The sequence below is a fragment of the Pseudomonas putida genome (genome assembly GCF_002906855.1).
Lineage (GTDB): Bacteria > Pseudomonadota > Gammaproteobacteria > Pseudomonadales > Pseudomonadaceae > Aquipseudomonas > Aquipseudomonas putida_N.
The window spans coordinates 2342824-2363237 of sequence record NZ_MINI01000028.1; the positions used below are offsets into that span (position 1 = coordinate 2342824).

Annotated in this window: 22 protein-coding genes and 2 pseudogenes; 11 read left to right on the plus strand and 13 right to left on the minus strand. The window is 60.9% G+C overall.

What is annotated here, in order from left to right:
* Positions 1 to 2: 2 nt before the first annotated feature.
* The 4 genes and pseudogenes from BGP85_RS11225 to BGP85_RS29810 all read right to left on the minus strand — a co-directional run.
* Positions 3 to 554 carry an AAA family ATPase gene (locus BGP85_RS11225; RefSeq protein ID WP_103447228.1) on the minus strand — a complete coding sequence of 184 codons (552 nt, stop codon included), beginning with the start codon at positions 552 to 554 and terminating at the stop codon, positions 3 to 5.
* Positions 551 to 1117 (minus strand): nicotinamide riboside transporter PnuC, encoded by a 567-nt coding sequence (gene pnuC, locus BGP85_RS11230; protein ID WP_103447229.1) that lies wholly within the window; start codon positions 1115 to 1117, stop codon positions 551 to 553. Before pnuC ends, BGP85_RS11225 begins: the two co-directional genes overlap by 4 nt.
* Positions 1118 to 1223: 106 nt before the next feature.
* The gene (locus BGP85_RS29805) at positions 1224 to 1958 is read right to left on the minus strand and encodes a methyl-accepting chemotaxis protein (protein ID WP_445482625.1); all 735 of its coding nucleotides are present in this window, start codon (positions 1956 to 1958) and stop codon (positions 1224 to 1226) included.
* A gap of 138 nt (positions 1959 to 2096) precedes the next feature.
* Positions 2097 to 2897: pseudogene (locus BGP85_RS29810) on the minus strand (cache domain-containing protein); the annotation flags it as partial.
* A 260-nt stretch (positions 2898 to 3157) separates the two neighbouring features.
* On the opposite strand from BGP85_RS29810, the gene BGP85_RS11240 reads away from it, so the two are divergent.
* The gene (locus tag BGP85_RS11240) at positions 3158 to 3988 is read left to right on the plus strand and encodes an undecaprenyl-diphosphate phosphatase (protein ID WP_103447231.1); all 831 of its coding nucleotides are present in this window, start codon (positions 3158 to 3160) and stop codon (positions 3986 to 3988) included.
* A 1-nt stretch (position 3989) separates the two neighbouring features.
* Positions 3990 to 4418: a DUF1294 domain-containing protein gene (locus BGP85_RS11245; protein WP_103447232.1), complete on the plus strand. Its 429-nt coding sequence runs from the start codon at positions 3990 to 3992 to the stop codon at positions 4416 to 4418.
* On the opposite strand, the gene BGP85_RS11250 is transcribed toward BGP85_RS11245, so the two are convergent.
* On the minus strand, positions 4419 to 4778 hold the full coding sequence (locus BGP85_RS11250; RefSeq protein WP_103447233.1) for an MmcQ/YjbR family DNA-binding protein: 360 nt from the start codon (positions 4776 to 4778) through the stop codon (positions 4419 to 4421). It abuts the gene before it with no gap.
* Positions 4771 to 5673, minus strand: coding sequence for a LysR substrate-binding domain-containing protein (locus BGP85_RS11255; protein WP_103447234.1), 903 nt, complete (start codon positions 5671 to 5673; stop codon positions 4771 to 4773). The genes BGP85_RS11250 and BGP85_RS11255 overlap by 8 nt, the downstream gene beginning before the upstream one ends.
* Positions 5674 to 5806: 133 nt before the next feature.
* Between BGP85_RS11255 and BGP85_RS11260 the strand changes: the two genes are divergently transcribed.
* Entirely contained in the window at positions 5807 to 6418 is a 612-nt protein-coding gene (locus BGP85_RS11260) for an FMN-dependent NADH-azoreductase (protein ID WP_060507230.1), read from the plus strand.
* Positions 6419 to 6547: 129 nt separating this feature from the next.
* Positions 6548 to 7582, plus strand: a complete 1035-nt coding sequence (locus tag BGP85_RS11265) for an alpha/beta hydrolase family protein (protein ID WP_103447235.1) — start codon at positions 6548 to 6550, stop codon at positions 7580 to 7582.
* Here BGP85_RS11265 and BGP85_RS11270 read toward each other — a convergent pair.
* The 3 genes and pseudogenes from BGP85_RS11270 to BGP85_RS29215 form a co-directional block, all read right to left on the minus strand.
* The gene (locus BGP85_RS11270; RefSeq protein WP_103447236.1) at positions 7553 to 8746 is read right to left on the minus strand and encodes an MFS transporter; all 1194 of its coding nucleotides are present in this window, start codon (positions 8744 to 8746) and stop codon (positions 7553 to 7555) included. The two genes, BGP85_RS11265 and BGP85_RS11270, sit on opposite strands and share 30 nt — an antisense overlap.
* A 197-nt stretch (positions 8747 to 8943) precedes the next feature.
* Positions 8944 to 10530, minus strand: a complete 1587-nt coding sequence (locus BGP85_RS11275; protein ID WP_027919182.1) for an ABC-F family ATPase — start codon at positions 10528 to 10530, stop codon at positions 8944 to 8946.
* Between the two features lie 20 nt (positions 10531 to 10550).
* A pseudogene (locus tag BGP85_RS29215) lies at positions 10551 to 10877 on the minus strand (site-specific integrase); the annotation flags it as partial.
* A gap of 315 nt (positions 10878 to 11192) precedes the next feature.
* On the opposite strand from BGP85_RS29215, the gene BGP85_RS11285 reads away from it, so the two are divergent.
* Both BGP85_RS11285 and BGP85_RS29445 read left to right on the plus strand, forming a co-directional pair.
* Positions 11193 to 11501 (plus strand): hypothetical protein, encoded by a 309-nt coding sequence (locus BGP85_RS11285; RefSeq protein ID WP_103447237.1) that lies wholly within the window; start codon positions 11193 to 11195, stop codon positions 11499 to 11501.
* Positions 11502 to 12010: 509 nt separating this feature from the next.
* Positions 12011 to 12250 (plus strand): hypothetical protein, encoded by a 240-nt coding sequence (locus BGP85_RS29445; protein WP_103447239.1) that lies wholly within the window; start codon positions 12011 to 12013, stop codon positions 12248 to 12250.
* A 255-nt stretch (positions 12251 to 12505) separates the two neighbouring features.
* Here the strand turns inward: BGP85_RS29445 and BGP85_RS11300 are convergent, their stop codons facing one another.
* A complete protein-coding gene (locus BGP85_RS11300; protein WP_103447240.1) occupies positions 12506 to 12949 on the minus strand; it encodes a winged helix-turn-helix transcriptional regulator in 444 nt (147 codons plus the stop codon).
* Positions 12950 to 13301: 352 nt separating this feature from the next.
* Here BGP85_RS11300 and BGP85_RS11310 point away from each other — a divergent pair, with 352 nt between their 5' ends.
* The 3 genes from BGP85_RS11310 to BGP85_RS11320 are packed head-to-tail and all read left to right on the plus strand — an operon-like array spanning position 13302 to position 16252.
* Positions 13302 to 14300, plus strand: coding sequence for an NADP-dependent oxidoreductase (locus BGP85_RS11310; RefSeq protein ID WP_103447241.1), 999 nt, complete (start codon positions 13302 to 13304; stop codon positions 14298 to 14300).
* A 52-nt stretch (positions 14301 to 14352) separates the two neighbouring features.
* Entirely contained in the window at positions 14353 to 15141 is a 789-nt protein-coding gene (locus tag BGP85_RS11315; protein WP_103447242.1) for an SDR family NAD(P)-dependent oxidoreductase, read from the plus strand.
* 43 nt (positions 15142 to 15184) lie between these two features.
* Positions 15185 to 16252 (plus strand): alkene reductase, encoded by a 1068-nt coding sequence (locus tag BGP85_RS11320; RefSeq protein ID WP_103447243.1) that lies wholly within the window; start codon positions 15185 to 15187, stop codon positions 16250 to 16252.
* Between the two features lie 231 nt (positions 16253 to 16483).
* On the opposite strand, the gene BGP85_RS29220 is transcribed toward BGP85_RS11320, so the two are convergent.
* Positions 16484 to 16717 (minus strand): hypothetical protein, encoded by a 234-nt coding sequence (locus BGP85_RS29220; protein ID WP_103448251.1) that lies wholly within the window; start codon positions 16715 to 16717, stop codon positions 16484 to 16486.
* Positions 16718 to 17152: 435 nt separating this feature from the next.
* On the opposite strand from BGP85_RS29220, the gene BGP85_RS11335 reads away from it, so the two are divergent.
* Positions 17153 to 17848, plus strand: coding sequence for a lipopolysaccharide kinase InaA family protein (locus tag BGP85_RS11335; protein WP_258035856.1), 696 nt, complete (start codon positions 17153 to 17155; stop codon positions 17846 to 17848).
* A gap of 20 nt (positions 17849 to 17868) precedes the next feature.
* Here the strand turns inward: BGP85_RS11335 and BGP85_RS11340 are convergent, their stop codons facing one another.
* Positions 17869 to 18060 carry a hypothetical protein gene (locus BGP85_RS11340; protein WP_103447245.1) on the minus strand — a complete coding sequence of 64 codons (192 nt, stop codon included), beginning with the start codon at positions 18058 to 18060 and terminating at the stop codon, positions 17869 to 17871.
* Between the two features lie 224 nt (positions 18061 to 18284).
* A complete protein-coding gene (locus BGP85_RS11345) occupies positions 18285 to 18608 on the minus strand; it encodes a YceK/YidQ family lipoprotein (protein WP_103447246.1) in 324 nt (107 codons plus the stop codon).
* Positions 18609 to 19484: 876 nt separating this feature from the next.
* Here BGP85_RS11345 and BGP85_RS11355 point away from each other — a divergent pair.
* Complete coding sequence (locus BGP85_RS11355; RefSeq protein WP_103447248.1) at positions 19485 to 20333, plus strand: helix-turn-helix transcriptional regulator; 849 nt, start codon at positions 19485 to 19487, stop codon at positions 20331 to 20333.
* The last annotated feature ends 81 nt before the right edge of the window (positions 20334 to 20414 follow it).

Here is a 20414-nt window from a genome sequence, read left to right on the forward strand (position 1 = left end):
GGTTAACATTCGGTGGGGCACAGCGGGGTTTTTCCCTGTAGCAGGTGCTGAACCGCGAGCAGGGCCGTTGCGCTGCGTTGTGGCCAGTCTCCCTCGATGATCTGTAGCGCTTGCCCATTGTGTTCCAGCCATCGGCGGCTGTCATCGAAGAACACCTGGCGGTCGGCAAGCTCCGGCTGGCTGCGCTGACCATCGGCGACCCATCCTACCCCGTGCGGGCTGAGCAGCAGGTGCAGGTCATAACGGCGGGCAAGCAGAGCCTGTTCCAGCCAGGGCGGGCAATCGTCGAACAGGGCGCGGCTCCACAGCATGTTGCTGAGCAGGTGGGTATCTAGGATCAGCAGCTCAGGTGCCTGCTGGCGCGCCTGGTCTTCCCAGGCCAGCTGGCCGCGGGCGATGGTGGGAATGTCGGCATAGCACGTGTCTCGGCATTCCTGGTCGATGAAGTGGCGTACGTACTCGCCCACCACGATACCGCCGAAATGCGCCTGGATTTCACCGCTGAGCCAGCTTTTGCCACTGGATTCGGGGCCGCACAGCACCAGGACCTTCATGGCTGCACCAATGCAGGGTCACGGCGCCATTCCAGCCAGCCACGTACCGCGATCAGCGTCAGTACGGCAAAGAACCCGGCCGTGAAGTACAGCTGCTGGTGCAGGTACTGGCCGACATAGACCACATCCACCACGATCCATAGCGGCCAGCACTGCACGCGCTTCTGCGCCATCCACAGTTGCGCGACCAGGCTGAATCCGGTCAACGTGGCATCCAGCCACGGCAGGGCAGCATCAGTCCAGTTGGCCATCGCCGCACCGAGTGCCACGCTCAGCAGCAGCCCAGCGAGCAACCCGCCGAACAGTGCCGGGGTTGGCAGGCGCGAGACCAGGCGAGCGTCCTCGACCCGGTCCGGGCGCTTCCACTGCCACCAGCCGTACAACTGCAGCACGGCGTAGGCCAGCTGCAGCAGCATGCCCGAGTACAGCTTCACGTCGTAGAACAGCCAGCCATAGATCAGCACCATGACCAGGCCGATCGGCCAGCACCAGGCGTTCTGCTTGACGGTAAGCCACACGGCGGTGACGCCGAGCACGGCGGCGATGAGTTCGAGGCCGGACATCGGCGATCCTTGGTTGGCAAAGGGCGGCGATTGTAGCTTGTGCAGGGCGGGAGGTGTAGCGCGCAACCGGCACCGGCCCGCTCAGGGGCCGGTATTTACAGCCTGTTCAGACGCGGAACTGACGCAGCAGCTGTTCCAGCTCCTCGCTCAGCTGCCCCAGGGCCAAGCCGGCGTCGCTGGACTGGCGCGCGGCATCGGCGGTCTGCTGCGACAAGCCGGCGGTGTCCAGCACATTGCGGTTGATCTCCTCGACCACATGCGACTGCTGCAAGGTGGCGCTGGCGATCGAGGCGTTGAGGGCGGTGAGGTTGTGCAGTGCCTGGCTGAGGGCATCCAGGCTTGAACCGGCCTCGCGGGCTTGTTGCACGGTCTGGCGCGAAGCCTCGCTGCTGGTGTCGATGGCCTTGACCGCCGCATCGGACTGGCCTTGCAGGTGCTCGATCATGGTGTGGATTTCCGCTGTCGACTGCGCGGTACGTTGCGCCAACAGGCGGACCTCGTCGGCCACCACAGCGAAGCCGCGGCCCTGTTCGCCGGCGCGAGCGGCTTCGATGGCAGCGTTGAGGGCGAGCAGGTTGGTCTGCTCGGCGATGGCGCGGATCACCTCCAGTACTCCGCCAATCTTGGTGCTGTGCCCGGCCAGGTCACGGATCACCTGCACGGCCTGCTCGATGGTCGCCGAGAGGCGGTCGATCTGCTGCAGGCTGCCGTGGATGGCCTGCTGGCCGTGTTCAACCTGTTGCTGCGCGGCGCGCATTTCACCGGCGGCCTGTTCGGCCGTCTTGGCCACGTCCTGCACGGCATAGGTGACTTCGTTGACCGCCGTCGCCACCTGGTCCATCTGCAGAGACTGCTGGGCGCTGTGCTGCTGGGCGGCGCCAGCATTGTCGCCGACGTGCCCGGCCGACTGTGCCAGGGCGTGGGCCGCGCCCTGAAGCTGGCCGACCACCCCCTGCAGCTTGCCGTTGAACTGGTTGAAGTGCTGGCCCAGGTGGGTGATCTCGTCGCGGCCGTCGGTATCCAGGCGGCGGGTCAGGTCGCTTTCGCCGCTGGCGATGTTGCCCATGGCCTGCACCGCTTCCTGCAGGGGGCGGGCAATGCTGCGGGCGATGAGCATCACCACCAGGGCCATCAGCACGGCGATGGCCAGGCCGACCAGCGAGGCATCACGCAACTGGCGGGCGAATTCGGCCTGCACATCGTCGACGTAGACGCCGGAACCGATGATCCAGCCCCAGGGTTTGAACAGTTGGATATAGGAGGTCTTGGCCACCGGCTCGCTGGCGCCTGGCTTGGGCCAGCGATAGTCGACCGGGCCGGCGCCCTGGCTGCGGGCGAGGGCGACCATCTCGTTGAACACGGCGAAGCCGTCCGGGTCGCGAATGGCGGAGAGGTCCTGACCGTCGAGCTTGGGGTTGGCCGGATGCATGATCATCTTCGGTCCCAGGTCGTTGATCCAGAAGTAGTCGTTCTGGTCGTAGCGCAGCGCCCGCACTACTTGCAGGGCCTGCTGCTGGGCTGCCTCGCGGCTGAGCGTGCCGGCGGCCTCCAGGCCCTGGTAGTAGGCCAGCACGCCAGCGGCGGTTTGCACCACGTGGCGGGTCTTTTCCGCCTTGGCCTGGTACAGGTCGCCATGGATTTGGCGCAGCATCAGCAAACCGAGCACTGCCAGCATGCCCACCGCTACCACCAGAATCAGCCACAGACGACGGCTGATCGACATCGACCGCAATCCCTTCATCGAATCCACTCCTACCTTGTTCTTTTTATTCAGGTGCATCCAAGCACGCTTTGCAGGCGGCAGGCACTCGACTAATGGCTAAGTGCTAGTTATTGGCTACTCTGCCACAGGCTGCGCGCGCCTTTGTCATACCGCTTTGATAGGATCTCGGCCGGGCAAGATGAAACCTTTAGTCAGGCTGAACTTTTCCCCTGGCGCCGGTCCCAGAAGTCGCTGTAAAAAGGCCGCGCCGCGTGCGGCAACCACAAGCAAATCAAGAATAAGGGGCCTGCAAGCAGCAGTGCCCCACCGGGGGAACAATGGATTTTTGGACGGCCTTTCAGGCAATCATCTTAGGTGTGGTCGAAGGGCTCACGGAGTTCCTGCCGATCTCCAGTACCGGCCACCAGATCATCGTCGCCGACCTCATCGGGTTTGGTGGCGAACGGGCCATGGCGTTCAACATCATCATCCAGCTGGCGGCGATCCTGGCGGTTGTGTGGGAGTTCCGCAGCAAGATCCTAGAAGTGGTGTTCGGCCTGGCCAGCCAGCCGAAGGCACGGCGTTTCACCGGTAACCTGCTGCTGGCGTTCATGCCGGCGGTAGTGCTGGGCGTGCTGTTCGCCGACCTGATTCACGAATACCTGTTCAACCCGATCACCGTGGCGACGGCGCTGGTGATCGGTGGTGTGATCATGCTCTGGGCTGAACGTCGCCAGCACACCGTGGCGGTGGACCATGTCGACGACATGCGCTGGACCCATGCCCTGAAGATCGGCTTCGTGCAGTGCCTGGCGATGATCCCGGGTACCTCGCGCTCGGGCTCCACCATCATCGGCGGCCTGCTGTTCGGCCTGTCGCGCAAGGCGGCCACCGAGTTCTCGTTCTTCCTGGCGATGCCGACCATGGTCGGTGCGGCGGTCTATTCGGGCTACAAGTACCGCCACCTGTTCGAGCCGAACGACCTGCCGGTGTTCGCCCTCGGTTTCGTGACCTCGTTCATCTTCGCGATGATTGCCGTGCGCGCGCTGCTGAAGTTCATCGCCAACCACAGCTATGCGGCCTTTGCCTGGTACCGCATCATCTTTGGCCTGCTGATCCTGGCGACCTGGCAGTTCGGCTGGGTTGACTGGTCGACGGCGCACAGCTGACATGGCTCGGGCACAAAACACGGCGCCACGCGGCGCCGAACGCACAGCGGGCGTGCGCAATGCGCGCCTGAAGCTGTTGCTGCTGGGGGGGCTGTGCCTGCTGCCGGTGCTTGGCGCGGTACAGATGGGCTGGAGCGGGCAGAGCTGGGTGCCATTGGCGTTGTACCCGCTGGTGAGCCTGATCAGCCTGCTGCTGTACTGGCAGGACAAGCGCCAGGCCCAGGGCAATACCTGGCGCACGCCTGAAAAGGTGCTGCATGCCAGCGAGTTGCTGGGGGGCTGGCCCGGCGCGCTGGTTGCCCAGCAGCTGTTCCGGCACAAGACACGCAAACTGTCTTACCAGCTGGTGTTCTGGGGTATCGTGCTGCTGCATCAGGTGTTCTGGCTTGACTACCTGTTCCTGGGTAGCCGCTTTCTGCCGTTCAACTGATCAGCTCAGCAGGCCTGGCTGCAACCGTTTTGGCAACCGTCGCACCACCAGTTGGTGCGAGCGCTGCAGCAGGTCGCACAGTTCATCCCGGCCCATGGGGTAGGGTGGCGTCATGCTGATCCACTTGGCACGTGCCAGATAGGGCGCCGGCCGCACGCCAGGCCGGTCGCAATAACCCAGAAACAGCTCGTCGGCGACCTTGAACGACAAGCCAGCTCCGGCCAGGTCAAGCACCGCGAACATCTTGTTACCGGCCACGGAGAACACCCGGATGCCGCCCCATTTGTAGTCTTCCCGCGCGCCCGGCAGGTTCAGGCAGAATGCTGCAACCTGCTCCTCGGTCATTTTCTGCTTAGACATAACGCTCTCCACATGCTTCGAACGACGCCGCCAGGTGGTCGATCCAGGCCCGCACGGCCGGTAACAATCCACGTCGATGAGGGTAGACCGCCTGCAGGTAGCCGCCTGGCAATGACCAGTCCGGCAGCAGCTTCACCAGCTCGCCGCGCTCCAGTTCCTCTTCGCAGAACATGCTGGGCAGGGCAGTGAAGCCCAGCCCGGCGCGCACGGCGGCGTTGCGCACGACAAAATCGTCAATGGCCAAGCGTGGCTCCAGGGCGATCTCCTGCTGCCGGCCATTGGGCCCGTGCAAGCGGAAGTGCACCAGCCGGTCGGCTTCGGCGGCGCCCAGCACCGGCAGCGTGGCCAACTCGGAGGGCTCGCGGATATGGTCGGCAAAGCCGGGGGCTGCCACCAGTTGCATCTGAGCCTGGCGCAGCCGACGGGTCACCAGTGCCGGGTCTTCGTCGCCCAGATCGCGTACGCGCAGGGCGACGTCGATGCCTTCGGAAATCAGATCGACACGGCGGTTGAGCAGGACCATGTCCAGCTGCACCTGCGGGTACTGTTCGAGGAAACGGCTGATCACCTCGGGCAGGAACGCATGGGCCAGGGCTACCGGGCACGACACGCGCAGGCGCCCGCGCGGTTCGCTGCTCATGCTCGCCACCACCTCGTCGGCAGCCTCGGCCTCCAGCAGCATGGCCTGACAATGGTGCAGGTAGCGCTCGCCGACGGCCGTGAGTTTGAGCTGGCGCGTGGTGCGCTGCAGCAGGCGGGTGCCAAGGCGTTCTTCCAGTTCGGCAATCCGCCGCGACAGGCGCGACTTGGGAATGCCCAATTGGCGCCCGGCTGCAGCAAAACCGCCGGCTTCGACCACCTGGGCAAAATAGAAGAGGTCATTGAGGTCTTGCATGGGGCTGTCTCACTGTTCTACCTGTGGGACAAACTAACGCATTTTTACCGACTTTTCAGCCATTCGCCATCCCGGTAGGATTCTCCCCATCGTGATCGCCCACCGCCGCGGTCTTCATTCACAGGAGAGTCCCATGAAACTGTTGCATATCGATTCGAGCATCCTGGGCGACAATTCCGCCTCTCGCCAGCTGAGCCGCGAAGTGGTCGAAGCCTGGAAAGCTGCAGACCCGAGCATCGAAGTGGTCTACCGTGACCTGGCTGCCGACGCCATCGCCCATTTCTCGTCCGCCACCCTTGTGGCTGCCGGCACCCCGGAAGAAGCCCGTGACGCCGCCCAGGCCTTCGAAGCCAAGCTGAGCGCCGAAACCCTGGAAGAGTTCCTCGCCGCCGACGCCGTGGTGATTGGCGCACCGATGTACAACTTCAGTGTACCGACTCAGCTCAAGGCCTGGATCGACCGCGTGGCCGTCGCCGGCAAGACCTTCCGCTACACCGAAGCCGGCCCGGAAGGCCTGTGTGGCAACAAGAAGGTGGTGCTGGTCTCCACTGCGGGTGGCCTGCACGCTGGCCAGCCGACCGGTGTCGGTCATGAGGACTTCCTCAAGGTGTTCCTCGGCTTCATCGGTATCACCGACCTGGAAGTGGTCCGTGCCCACGGCCTGGCCTATGGCCCGGAACACCGTACCCAGGCCATCGACGCCGCCCAGGCGCAGATTGCCAACGAGCTGTTCGCCGCGGCCTGATCGCCGAGCGAAAAAAAACGGCTGGTGCTCCGAGCACCAGCCGTTTTTTTCATCCAGTTTTCATCTGCCGGTGGTAAGGCCGGATCTATGCTGACGCTATCCTGGGGCCTGCTGCGCGATAGCTGACCGATGAACACTCCCTGCCGTTTGCTGGCATTGCTGCTCGGTGGCCTGTTGGCCCATGCCGAGGCTTCCCCGTGGGTGGCCGGTCTGCATCACATGACCCTCGACGACCCGGTCGACGCCAGGCCGATGCAAGCCCTGGCGTTCTACCCATCCCATGGCACACCGCGCAATATCCGCATCGACGGCTACCCTATCGACGTCGCTGAAGAGGCCACGGTCGCCCTCGGGCAGTTTCCGCTGCTGGTGCTGTCCCACGGCAACACCGGCAGCCCGCTGGCCCTGCATTACCTGGCCACTTCCCTGGCCCGCCGGGGCTTCGTCGTGGTGGCGGTGGTGCACCCAGGCGACAATGCCCGGGACCACAGCCGCCTGGGCACGCTGAGCAACCTTTATGGCCGTCCCTTGCAGGTCAGTGAGGCCATCACGTCCGCCCGTGAAGATGCGTTGCTTGGCCCTTACCTGAATGACGGCAAGGTCGGTGTGATCGGCTACTCGGCCGGCGGTGAAACCGCCTTGATCCTGTCTGGCGCCCAACCTGACCTGGATCGCCTGCGCCGTTACTGCCTCGAGCGCCCAGGTGATACCGATGCCTGCAAGACCCATGGCGTGTTGATTGCCGACCGCAGCGAGCTTTCGCCCAAGGCCGACTCACGGGTTGGCGCGGTGATGCTGATGGCCCCCTTGAGCCTGATGTTCGGCCGCCATGCCCTGGCCGGCGTGAAGGTGCCTGCATTGATCTACAGTGGCGACAGCGACCAGCTGGTGGCGGTGGATCGCAATGCCGAGGAACTGGCGCGCAAGCTGCCGATCACCCCGGACTACCGCTTGCTGGCAGGGGCCGGACACTTCGTGTTCATGGCCCGCTGTGACGAGGAGCAGCGCACGCGCATGGCGGCGCTGTGCAAGGACGCCGATGGTGTCGACCGGCGCCACATTCACCATTCGCTGCAGCGTGATACGGCGGCGTTTTTCACCCAGGCCCTGGGTGCACCGGAGCACGCCGAGCGTTCAGCTGCGGCGACTGCGCCGCGCCAGTAGCAGCGTCAGGCCAACCCCGGCCAAGGCCAGCAGGGCCGCGACGCAGAAAATCGAGGCATAACCCAGGTGCACCGCCACTGCGCCCATCACCGGGCCAGCGATGGCCAGTGCCATGTCGAAGAACACGGCATAAGCCCCAAGCCCCGCGCCACGGCTGCTGCTCGGCACCTGCTTGATCGCTTCGACGCCCAGTGCCGGGTACACCAGCGACAGGCCGAAGCCCGTCAGGCCGGCACCGACCAGCGCCCAGGGCGGTGAGGGCGCCAACCACAGCAGGCTCAGGCCGAGCACTTCGGTGGCCATGCAGGCCATGGCCACGTTGTAGCCGCCAAAGCGGTTCACCGCGTTGACGAACAGCAGCCGCGAAATGATGAAGCACAGGCCGAAGGCGCTCAGGCACCAGGCCGCACCGACCCAGCCTCGCTCCAGGTAATAAAGGGTGACGAAAGTGGTCAGGGTGCCGTAGCCGATCGACGCCAGGGTCAGCCCCAGGCCGCAGGGGGCGACGCGGCCAAAGGCCGACCAGAACGGGAGCCGCTCGCCGCGCGTCACCACGACGTCGGGGCGTTTGCGCAGCACCAGCAAGGCCACTAACGCCAGCACCAGCAAGGCCGGGCCGAGCACGCTGAAATCCAGGCCGGCGACTGCCAGCACACCGACCGGCGCACCGATGGCGATCGCCCCGTACGAGGCGATGCCATTCCACGAGATCACCCGCGCCGTGTGTTCCGGGCCGACCTGGCTGATGCCCCAGCTCAAGGTGGCGACGCCAATCAGCCCCTGCGCCAGGCCCAGCAGCACACGGCCGCCGAGCAGCAGGGCCAGGCTCAGCAGCGGCACCTGCAGCGACCAGGCCGAGAGCAGCGTCAGCACCCCGCAACCGGCGATGCCCAGCAGGCCATAGCCAATCGCCTTCTTGCCCCCCAGGGTATCGGCCACGCGCCCGGCGAAAGGGCGGCTGAGCAGGGTGGAAAGGTACTGCAGGCCGATGGTCACCCCGGCGATCACCGCACCAAAGCCCAGCTGGTCGTGCACATAGCTGGGCAGCACCGCAATCGGCAGGCCGATGCAGAGGAAGGCAATGAAGGTGAAGAAGACGATCGACAGGATCTGCAGGGTAATACTTAAGGTACTGCTGGCGGGGGCAGACTGTTGCGCGGTCATGGGCTCTTTCGCGGGCGGGCGGTTGGGCGTGCCCTAATCATGGCCGCTGCGCGAAGTAAATGAAAGCAGGCTAACGAATTATTCATCGGCGAGAGCCAGCCTGCTCCTACAGGGCGACAGTGTCCCTGTAGGAGCGGGCTTGCCCCGCGAAGAGGCCGGCCCAGCCACCCAAAGGCGATCAGGCCAACTCAGCTACCTCAGACCACGACGCCCTGGCTACGCAGGTAATCGTCATAAGTCCCGCTGAAGTCCACCACACCATCAGCGCTCAGCTCGATGATGCGGGTCGCCAGCGACGACACGAACTCGCGGTCATGGCTGACGAACAGCAGGGTGCCCGGGTAGTTTTCCAGCGCCAGGTTCAGCGCTTCGATCGATTCCATGTCCAGGTGGTTGGTCGGTTCGTCCATCACCAGCACGTTCGGCTTCTGCAGGATCAGCTTGCCGAACAGCATGCGGCCTTGCTCACCACCGGAAATTACCTTCACCGACTTGAGGATCTCATCGTTGGAGAAGAGCATGCGCCCCAGGGTGCCGCGGATCACCTGCTCGCCGCTGGTCCACTGGCCCATCCAGTCGAACAGGGTCATGTCGTCTTCGAAGTCGTGGGCGTGGTCCTGGGCGTAGTAGCCTACTTCGGCGCTGTCGGTCCACTTCACGGAGCCGGCATCTGGGGTCATTTCGCCGACCAGGGTGCGCAGCAGGGTGGTCTTGCCGATACCGTTGGGGCCAATGATCGCTACGCGTTCGCCGGCTTCGACGGTGATGTCGAAGTTCTTGAACAGTACCTTGTCGTCGAAGGCTTTCGCCATCTTCTCGACGACCACTGCCTGGCGGTGCAGCTTCTTTGTCTGCTCGAAGCGAATGAACGGGCTGACACGGCTCGAAGGCTTGACCTCGGCCAGCTGGATCTTGTCGATCTGCTTGGCACGCGAAGTGGCCTGCTTGGCCTTGGAGGCGTTGGCCGAGAAGCGGCTGACGAAAGTCTGCAGCTCGGCGATCTGGGCTTTTTTCTTGGCGTTGTCCGACAGCAGTTGCTCGCGCGACTGGGTGGCCGCGGTCATGTACTCGTCGTAGTTGCCCGGGAACAGGCGCAGCTCACCGTAGTCCAGGTCAGCCATGTGCGTGCACACGCTGTTGAGGAAGTGCCGGTCGTGGGAAATGATGATCATGGTGCTGTTACGCGCCGTGAGGATGGTTTCCAGCCAGCGGATGGTGTTGATATCCAGGTGGTTGGTCGGTTCGTCGAGCAGCAGCACGTCCGGGTCCGAGAACAGCGCCTGGGCTAGCAGTACACGCAGCTTCCAGCCCGGCGCCACTTCGCTCATCGGGCCAAAGTGCTGCTCCAGCGGAATACCCAGGCCCAGCAGCAGTTCACCGGCGCGCGATTCGGCGGTGTAGCCGTCCATTTCGGCAAACTCGGTTTCCAGCTCGGCGACGGCCATGCCGTCTTCCTCGGTCATTTCCGGCAGCGAGTAGATGCGGTCGCGCTCGGCCTTGACCTTCCACAGCTGGCCGTGGCCCATGATCACGGTGTCGATCACGGTGAATTCTTCGTAGGCGAACTGATCCTGGCGCAGTTTACCCAGGCGCGTGTTCGGCTCGAGCATGACCTGGCCGCCAGACGGCTCCAGATCACCGCCGAGGATCTTCATGAAGGTCGACTTGCCGCAACCGTTGGCACCGATCAGGCCGTAGCGGTTGCCGTTGTTGAATTTGACCGAAACGTTTTCGAACAGCGGCTTGGAGCCGAACTGCATGGTGATATTAGCGGTGGAGATCAAGGAGCTTACCTATCAATAACTTACGTGGCTTCTTCGCAGCTACGGACCAATTTCGGACCAATCTGGAGCATGTCCCGCTCCTGCCCGTCGTGGACGAGTTAATCCAGCGCGCATAAGTCGATAAGAGCTTCTGCACGCTATGCCCGAGCTGTTGGGCGATAAATGCGGGGTTGAGACCAGACATTAAGCATATTGTCGCATAGGTGTGGCGGCAGTTATACGGGGGCGGTACCTGATCGCCAACCTTTCAGGATCGGCCGCCATTGGTGGTGCAGGTCCGACGTCGGCTTGCCGTGCTCCCCATTCTTCCCGGGCGGGAGCACGAAGAGGCGTTCGATTCCCGTCCCGGCGAATCGATGACTCGTGCGATGGCCTGGGGTGTTGGGCCGGCGCGCCGGCTAGCAACCGGAGGAGCGCCTACCATCCCAGCCAAAGCTTCTGCAGGGTAGAGCTGTTTTCACCCCCGGCTCTGGTCCGGTATTGAGATCGAGTCAGCCCCTGCTCGCCGTCATATCGCGGCAGTGAATAGAAGGGAGAGGGAAGAGGTATTGCCGATTGTCTGATTCAGCTCACAGGCGCGGTCGGCGGATTTGCGTAAAACTGGGTGTTAGCTATGGTGGCAATACAACACCTAACTACAACTAAAGTCGTAGGAGGACGGCATGAGAATTCGCGGTGATGTGTTTTGGGATTGGGCTGACCCAACGTTGCACCATCGCACTCATGACGAGACTCTAAGCGACGGCACCTCCATCGATGTGCAGGTGAGACTGGCGCGGACAGGAAAAACGCAGATGTTCATCGGCGTGTACGCTCCCAGCGGTATGACTATCCATGAAGAGGCATTCGACTCCAGGCCTGGTGAGTCAATGACAAGGGCGCTGGCATGGGGCGTAGGGCGCGCTCGCCGCGTGGCGATTGAAGGCGCAGCGAATGTTCCGACACGGCTGCCAAGTGACCAGCAGTTGTAAAAAATCGTAATGCTCACCTTCGGCAGTGGATTCAGTGGAGCAGCTCTGTATGCTGTCTCACCAGTCAAAAATCTAAGTTGAAGGTCTGTTCAATGCGCAAGCGAGGCGAAATTTATTGGGATTGGGCCAATCCTGAGTTGCACTTTCGCAACTACGATGAGCGCCTAACCTGTGGCACTCTAATCAACATTCAGGCACGGCTCTCGCTTGAGAACGCTACTCAACTTTTCTTGGGGATCTACGGGGAAAAAGGCGTGCTCTTGCTTGAGGAGCTACACCCAGACTGCCGCGGGCAGAAACTGTCTGCAGCTATGGCTTGGGCGCTGGAGCGTGCTCGCGACTGGGTCGCAGAGACGTTTTCTGCGCCAAAAGCACCAGGGCCGGAGCCACTCCCGCGCAGAGGCTCCCGTCTTCAAAGATAACGAGGTAGGGAAAACGGAACGCTCGTCAGAACGTATCAGTCGTATCTCCATCAGAGGCGCGATTGTGGCGCCCAGTTGGAGAGAATGATGAGCCTTCAGTCCACCAGTCATGACCTTTATGTTCATTCCTACCTTGGTTACCAGGCATCGATTTACGTGCTGTGGGAATCGAGCGTTGAGTTTCCCACTGGGATGTTGGTTGAGGTAGGGAAACCAGGCGCAACAGCCAGAACTCTGCGCGTGAGTCGCTCATTCACCTCGTCAACTGAAGCCATTCTCGAAGGGAAGGTCATGGCTGAACAGTACGTTCAGAGCCAAAACAGGTGATCATGTCCTGCTCGATCGACTAGCAGGGCCCAGCGATCGGCCCTATCGCGACTATGCGCAGGCAAACTGCTGCTGCGTCCCGCCCCGCACCAGAAGGCAGTCCCAACCATCCACGCTATAGGCTCGGCGTGGGGCGTCGATTTTGGGTCGCTTGCAGCCGTTCACGACTGACCGCAATCGACCCAGTGCAGACGTTCACGCTGGAGATCTCGAAGTGGCTTGACTAATCATCTACCGATGGGGCCAGAGGTCGTGTCAGCTTTCGTCAGGTGTAACGATGCGCATGGGGCGTGTGCCGATCTTTGCCCCGGTCACCTCATCCACGGCGACAGCTTTGATTTCCGTGCCTGTTTCCGCGTCGAAGAAGCGAGTCAGCTTGCCACCGCCTCGGTGTTGTCGACCCCATGCACCAATCATGAAAAGCACAGGCAGAAAATCGCGTCCCGCAGCGGTCAGCAGATACTCCTCCCGAGGCGGGTGCTCTGAGTAGCGCCGCTTCTCCAATAATCCTTCCTCCGTCAGTGTCGCCAGCCTGCGGGTCAGCATTGTCGGTGCAATGCCCAGGCTTTTCCGGAATTGGTCAAAGCGAGAGAGGCCAGCATGGGCATCCCGCAGGATCAGTACGCTCCAGGCGTCACCAGCAACAGCCAGGCTGCGGGCGATCGGGCATGGGTTATCGCAACTATTTTTCATGTCCATACTATTTTGATAGTGACCTACCTTCAAAAGGGGAGTATTGTCTGTATCAAATTGATAGTAACACTCCGATGATGAGCCATCCACCCGTTCGGGAGACTTGATTGATGAGCACGAAAAATCCGGCCTTCGCCCAAGCAGCCTCAGCGTCTTCGGGCACTGGCCCCACTCGAATGGCGCGGCCGCCGCAGATCACCAAATGGATATGGCACGCCGACTACCCCGTGCTCAACTGACGATTTACCCCGGTTCAGGCCATGGAGGCGTCTTCCAAAACTACCAGGCCTTTTATCTGCGGTAAGAGACTTTCTCTCTGACGGTCCCAAACAGTAAAAACTTGATGAATAGCCCAACCATGAAAGCACTCACCTTCAAGCGCTATGGCAAATCACCCGACATCGGATTGGCCGATATTCCCCGCCCTACGTTGAAGGGTGACGAAATATTGGTACAGGTCCACGCTGCCGGCCTGAACCCGATCGACAACATGATTCCGACGGGAATGTTCAAGCCTGTGCTGCATTTCCAGCTGCCAGCCACACTTGGTAGTGATCTGGCCGGCATAGTTATTGAGGTTGGTAGCAACGTGAGCCGCTTCAAGCCAGGCGATGCCGTCTTCGCCAGCATCTTCGATCAGGGCACAGGGGCAATAGCTGAGTTCGCGGTTGTGCCGCAGAGTGCTGCCGCCCTGAAACCGGCCAATCTGAGCTTCGTGCAGGCTGCGTCGATCCCAATGGTCGGCCTTACCTCGTGGCAAGCGCTGAAGGAACGCATCAATCTTCAGGCTGGCCAGAAAATATTCATTCCTGCCGGGTCGGGCGGGATCGGTACGTTTGCAATTCAGCTGGCGAAATACCTTGGTGCGCAGGTGGGAACCACCACCAGCACTGGCAACGTTGAGCTGGTGCGCGCTCTGGGTGCGGACGAGGTTGTGGACTACAAGACCCAGGGATTTGAGACCGTGCTGCGCGACTATGACGCAGCGCTCGGAACCGTGAGGGGGGACACGGTTGAAAAATCCATATCCATCCTAAGACCGGGAAGCCGGATCGTCTCGCTGATCGGCCCGCTGGACGCTGCATTTGCCCGAGCCAAACGGCTGAACGTGTTCCTGACCTTCGTATTCGGGCTGATGAGCCGCAAGATCATGCGCCTGGCGAAGAAACGAAACGTCAGTTACTCGTTTCTCTTTGTGCGCCCGGACGGCGCCCAACTCGCCGAAATCGGCAAGCTTCTGGAAGCTCAGCGAATTCAGCCGGTGATCGACAAAGTATTTCCGTTCGAGGATGCAAAGGGTGCGCTTGAGTACCTTGCTCAAGGGCGTTGCAAAGGCAAGGTCGTGATCACCCTGTAACTGCCGCCATGATTCTCACCAAACCCCAAACACAGCCATAAAGGTAACCAGCATGACCACGCGTCCGACCGTACTTATTACCGGTGCCTCCAGCGGTATTGGTGCCACCTACGCCGAGCGTTTCGCCCGTCGCGGCCACAATCTCATCCTTGTGGCGCGCGACAAATCGCGTATGGACGAACTTGCATCACGCCTGCGTAACGATAGCAAAGTGGCCGTAGAGGTTCTGCAAGCAGACCTGACTCGTTCGGCAGACCTGTCCGTACTTGAAAATCGACTGCGCGATGACGCGGGTATCGGCATTTTGATTAACAATGCAGGGATGGCCCAGTCGGGTGGTTTCCTGGACCAGTCCGCCGAATCCATTGAACGCCTGGTCACCCTCAATATTACCGCGCTGACACGACTCGCTGCTGCGATCGCACCGCGCCTTGCGCAGTCAGGCACCGGCGCGATCGTCAACGTCGGTTCGGTGGTGGGTTTTGCGCCCGAGTTCGGCATGTCTATCTATGGGGCTAGCAAAGCCTTCGTGCTGTTTTTGTCACAGGGTCTGAGCCTGGAACTGTCACCCAAGGGCGTATACGTGCAAGCGGTGCTGCCGGCAGCGACCCGCACCGAGATCTGGGAGCGGGCCGGGATTGATGTCAACACACTCCCGGAGGTGATGGAGGTCGGTGAGCTGGTCGATGCTGCGCTCGTCGGTTTCGACCGTCGCGAGTTGGTAACCATACCGCCACTTCATGTTGCCGAGCGCTGGAATGCGCTGGAAGGGGCGCGTCAAGGGCTGATGACTGACATTCGGCAAGCCCACGCTGCAGAACGCTACCAGCCGCAACCTTGAGCGCGTAGTACGACAAATCCAATCCAACACCCGGGAAACGTCTATGAACAACCGCTTGTTCACCCCTGCCCAGCTCGGCAACTTCACTTTGAAGAACCGCATCGTCATGGCGCCGCTGACACGCAGTCGGGCGATCGACAATCTGCCCAATGAACTGATGGCAGAGTACTACCGACTTCGGGCGGACGCCGGACTGATTATTACCGAAGGCACCTCTCCATCACCCAATGGCCTGGGTTACCCACGTATCCCTGGCCTGTTCAACGAAGAGCAAGTCCAGGGCTGGCGAAGAGTGACCGATGGCGTACATCAGGCCGGCGGCCGGATTTTTGTGCAATTGATGCACACCGGGCGGGTCAGCCACCCCGCGAACCTGCCAGCAGGCGCTCGCGTTCTGGCACCTTCGGCGATCACCGCTCCCGGCGAGATGTGGACCGACAGCGAAGGCATGCAGCCGCATCCTGTCCCCCACGCCATGACCGAGGCGGACATTGCCCAGAGCATCGCCGAATATGCAGCCTCGGCCAAACTGGCGATAAAGGCTGGTTTCGATGGCGTTGAACTGCATGCAGCAAATGGCTACTTGATTGACCAATTCCTCAATACCGCATCCAACCAGCGTGATGATCGCTGGGGAGGCCCCGTTGAAAACCGCATCCGCTTCGCGGTCGAAGTTGCAAGGGCAACTGTCGACGCCATTGGCGCGGATCGGGTTGGAATGCGCATTTCGCCGTATGGGGTCTTCAACGGCCAACTGCCAGATGCCGATATGGACGCGCTGTACCTGCTTCTGATCAAGGAATTGAATGCGCTCGGCCTGCTCTATATTCACATCGTCGATCACAGCGCCATGGGCGCGCCGGAAGTCAGTCCTGCCTTGAAAACCAGTATCCGCGCCGCGTTCAACGGCCAATACATACTCTCCGGTGGCTACAACGTCGCGCACGCCAATGCAGATCTCGACGCTCAGCGTGGCGACTTGGTGGCTTTCGGTCGTCCCTTCATATCGAACCCCGACCTGGTTGCCAAGCTCGCATCGGGGCAGAACTTAATAGCACCTGATAGTTCGACCTTTTATACACCTGGAGAAAAAGGATATACCGATTATTGATGCCCGGCGTCCACTAAAAGCAGCCGCACTGAAGCGATAGAGGGGCCTGGCCGCTTTGGGCCTCTTTTGCTGCTGTGTTCTGAAACCTTGTAATTTCTCTGTATTCAATGGTTGCTCGGGTGACGCCGTCGGGAATGCCCGGCGTGATGAGACGATTTTTTACCGCACAATATCTCTCAAGCCTCTGCTGGGGCTAAGGCGCAGTAATGGCACTTCATCCACGCTGACTGCTCAGCCTTCAGGCAGGGTGATGCCGCACACAAATTCTTTCGAGCCAAGACGGTGAGAGCCGTACTCCACAACGTAGCCATCGCCGCGGCGTTCCGCTTCCGCCTTGGCTGTTTTGTGGTCGGCGTAGACGTCGACAAAATGCCATGGATGTCTATCCCGAAGAACGCCCCACCCAAGCACCCAACCTTCCTTGTCAGGATCTGGAGGCAGGTTTTTCGCCCCTGAATTCAACACATAAGTGCAACGCTCACCCCTGTATGCACTTCGTACGGCGTCTTCCAGCCCAAGCGCTTGCGCGGGCGTAGATTGATCCTCGCTACTGTCATCTGCGCTTGAATCCTTCGGTGTGAGAGCCTGGATTCTACCGGTGGCTGGCTCTCTGCCTCTCGTTTCAAGCGTTGCGCTTATTCTATGAATTCAGGGCCAAGCTGCGAATGGTCATAAAGCGTTTCCTGTTATGGACCTGCCTCGACGCTACTACGGCACCACTCTGTTTGGTTACTGGACTTTCGTACAGGGTGGGTGTCTGGTCAGTTTTTCAAGTTTTGAATAGGGCTTAAGCAAAGCCTGGAGCGGGCTTGACTTTAGCCACGTTGTCGATTTGTTTGCGAAGTGACTGTTATATTTTGCATCTCGCTGTACCAAGGCTGGCAAATGAGTGAGTACTCAATGACAAATAATAATTCAACAAGCCTGAGGACCTCCCACCCACCTGTAGAGGACATCCTGAATGCGCCTGGGGACTGGGTGGAGCCCCCCAATATCCGCAGGGGCGGGGAAAGTGGCGTCCTTCGGATTGAGCTGGAGGGCCAGACCTTTTACAAAAAGCAGCAAGTCGGGCATGTCTATCGAAGCCTTTTACACCCGTTTGGGTATCCGACTGTTGCCCGCGAAGCGAAGGCTCTTCGTGCGGCAGCGTCATTGGGCGTGGCCACGCCATCGCTACTCCACGCCGAAGTCCGTAAACGCGACGGAGCTTGGCATGCAGTAATGGTGACGGCAGCTCTGGATGGTTATTTGTCGCTGGATGACTACTATGCCCGTAACCTCGACAAATCACTTGGATTTAGGCGCCACCACGAGATTTTAGAAGCGTATGGCCGAGAGCTTGCCAGATTGAACCTTGGCCGTTGGCAGCACGGTTGCTTGTACTTGAAACATGTCTTTGTTGACTTCAGCGAAGCGTGCGTGAAAGTCGCACTGCTTGACCTGGAGAAGGCCAGGAAGCGCCTCACCGCGAAGCAGGCCGGCCGCCATGACTTGAGACAAGTCAAACGCAGGTCAGGATGGTCGGATGAGGAGTGGGAAGCATTTTGTAGGGGCTACCGATACTCGTTCGGACAGACTGCAGAACAGCTGCTTTGAGGGGCGCATACCGCTATCACTTATGACTTTTCGGATTTCATGCTGTTATGCAAGCCTAACGCACTACTGAGGAAGGCTTGCATTAGCCGATCCTTCTCAATCTCTTCCAGTCGGGCGATAGTCCCTGCGCGCTCTCGAGCCCGCAGCGAATCAACTGTTCTCACCCAGTGTTCCATAGCCTCGGCAAAACTCAGCTTCTCATCGTCGGGCATCTGCGCATCCTTCATGTGAGTGGCTGGAGATGGCAAGGATAGTCCAAGTGGGTGTGGGCATGGGGCGATTGCCGGCGGGGGCTGGAATGACACACCAGTTGCAGGGCAGGGCGTTGACGGACAGCATCAGGCTGCTTTGCGATGCCGGCCAAGTTTGCTACAGCGCCCGGCGCCGCCTATTTAAGCTCCGCCAGCCTGAAATACCCGGGGCCTTTAGCTTTGTATCAATACTCGAGCCTGCGAATAGCCACATTGCCGCGCTTGTACTGCTGGTAGCCGGTGTAGGGCAGGATGACTGTATCGGCAATGCCCGATGCTGCCATGTCCATCAGAATAGGAAACGGCGCCCAATGCGACCCGGTTCGTTGTGGCCCATTCAAGTTGCAGAACTGATAAGCGACGCCACTGTACGCTCGGGTAATCGTATGGCAGTTGGTCTGCCATTTCGCCAGGTCGTCCACGGCTTTCGACTCGTCGGACACTGTGCGCACAGTCCCGCAACCACTCAGGACCATGGCCAGCGCCACCCCCATCCATAGCTTTTTCATCATGCTGCTCCCTTGGTGATGGCCGAATCATAGCGCAACTGTTTAAGTGCCCACATCGTGAGCACCAAGTTGCTCAAGCGCTACCGCGCGAACTCACTCAGTAACTGCGTTCGTTCCACCAGCCAGTCCGCTTCTCGCGGGAGTAGCAGCCAGGCTGATTGGGCGGGTCGCCATCGCAAGGGATGCCCTGCGCCTGGGTGTCCCGGCTACTTCCCGGCGACATGTTCGCGCAGCCTGTGAAGAGCACGCATAGCGCAACCAGTATTGCCAATTCCTTTCGCATCACTTTAATCCATTCCGGTTCAGTCCCTATGGGACGCCTCTGTGCCGGAAAGGACACATCGCCCCCCTCAAGATGCAACTAGACTTTCAATAGTTGGGGGTGGTGAGGTGGGTTATGCGCTACTCGAAAATCAGACCGTTTCTATGGTGGGCTGGTGCCCTGCAGTTTTTCGCGATCGTGGCCGCCATCGAGCACAGGGCATGGGACGTCGTGTTCATCTGCCTGATGGTGATTGCGGTAGGGATATGGTTCGCCAGGGACGTTCAGCGGTTGGAGGCCCACAAGCAGCCAAGCATGAGATAGGCAAGCTGCACGATGTGGAATGGGAATTGCTGTCTCCCTGAAAACCGAGGATTTGGGGAGGCGCTGTGATGACTCAGAACGTTTACCGCTACATGAACTTCGTTGTGGCTGCTGTGCTGGTCCTGACTGCGGTAGCGTCCTGGGTGTTTCTCGAGGCCATCAGCTGAGCCCACTCCTGGGACCAGCCTTACCCTGAACCGGGCCAGGGGCTCACCCCGAAGGGTGATGGTCTGGAACCAGGCCCCATGCAAGAATCCCTGCCACAACAACCCTGGCACGGGACCACGACAATGAGTAAAGACCGGCTGAAATCGCCCGACTGGTACGCGCAGATAGCACGTGTCGTCGACGCCCAGGGGTCGCCAGGTTTTGTCGAGGCGCTGTTCGCCGCGCTCAAGCTGATTGCTCCGTGCCAAGCCATCACCGTGTTCCTCTACCCGCGCAAGGGGTTGCCGTCGGCGCTGTTCGAAAAGGACGAGGAAGGCCCTTGGCTGCCGGAGGGCAACATCCAGAAGTACCTCGAAGGCTACTACCTGCTGTGCCCGTTCTACCGGGCCTGCATGGACGGCATCGCCCCTGGTTGCTACCGCCTCAGCGATGTCGCCCCCGACCACTTCAAGCGTAGCGAGTACTACCTGGCGTTCTATCAGCACGCTCACCTGGAAGACGAACTCAACTTCATCGTGCCGCTCGACGAGCACCTGACGATCGCCGTGGCCCTGGCCAGCACCCGCCGCCTGGACCGCCAACAGGTCAATGACCTCAAGTGCGTGGCGCCGTGGGTGGTGGCCACGGTGCGGCGGCAGTGGAGCCACCTGGATGTCGATGCCCTGGGTGGGCGTTTCGAGAGCGCCCTGGGCCGGCAGATCAACGCCGCGCTGAACAACTTCGGCTCCTCCTTGCTCACCGAGCGCGAGTGCCGCATCGCCCAGTACCTGCTGCGCGGCCACTCGACCCGTTCCCTGGCCGAGCGCCTGGGCATCAGCGAGGACACGGTCAAGACCCATCGCAAGAACCTCTACACTAAACTCGACATCGCCAAGCAGTCCGAGCTGTTTTCGCTGTTCATCGACTCGCTGGCCCAGGCCCAGGAAGGCCTGAGCAAGGACCCGCTGGAAAGCTACCTGCGAAGGCGCTGATCGCGCCGCTTCACCCCACCCGATTTCTACTGTCAGCGGTCTGGCAGGGCCAACTGCACGCCGCGTTTTACCCTGGAGAAC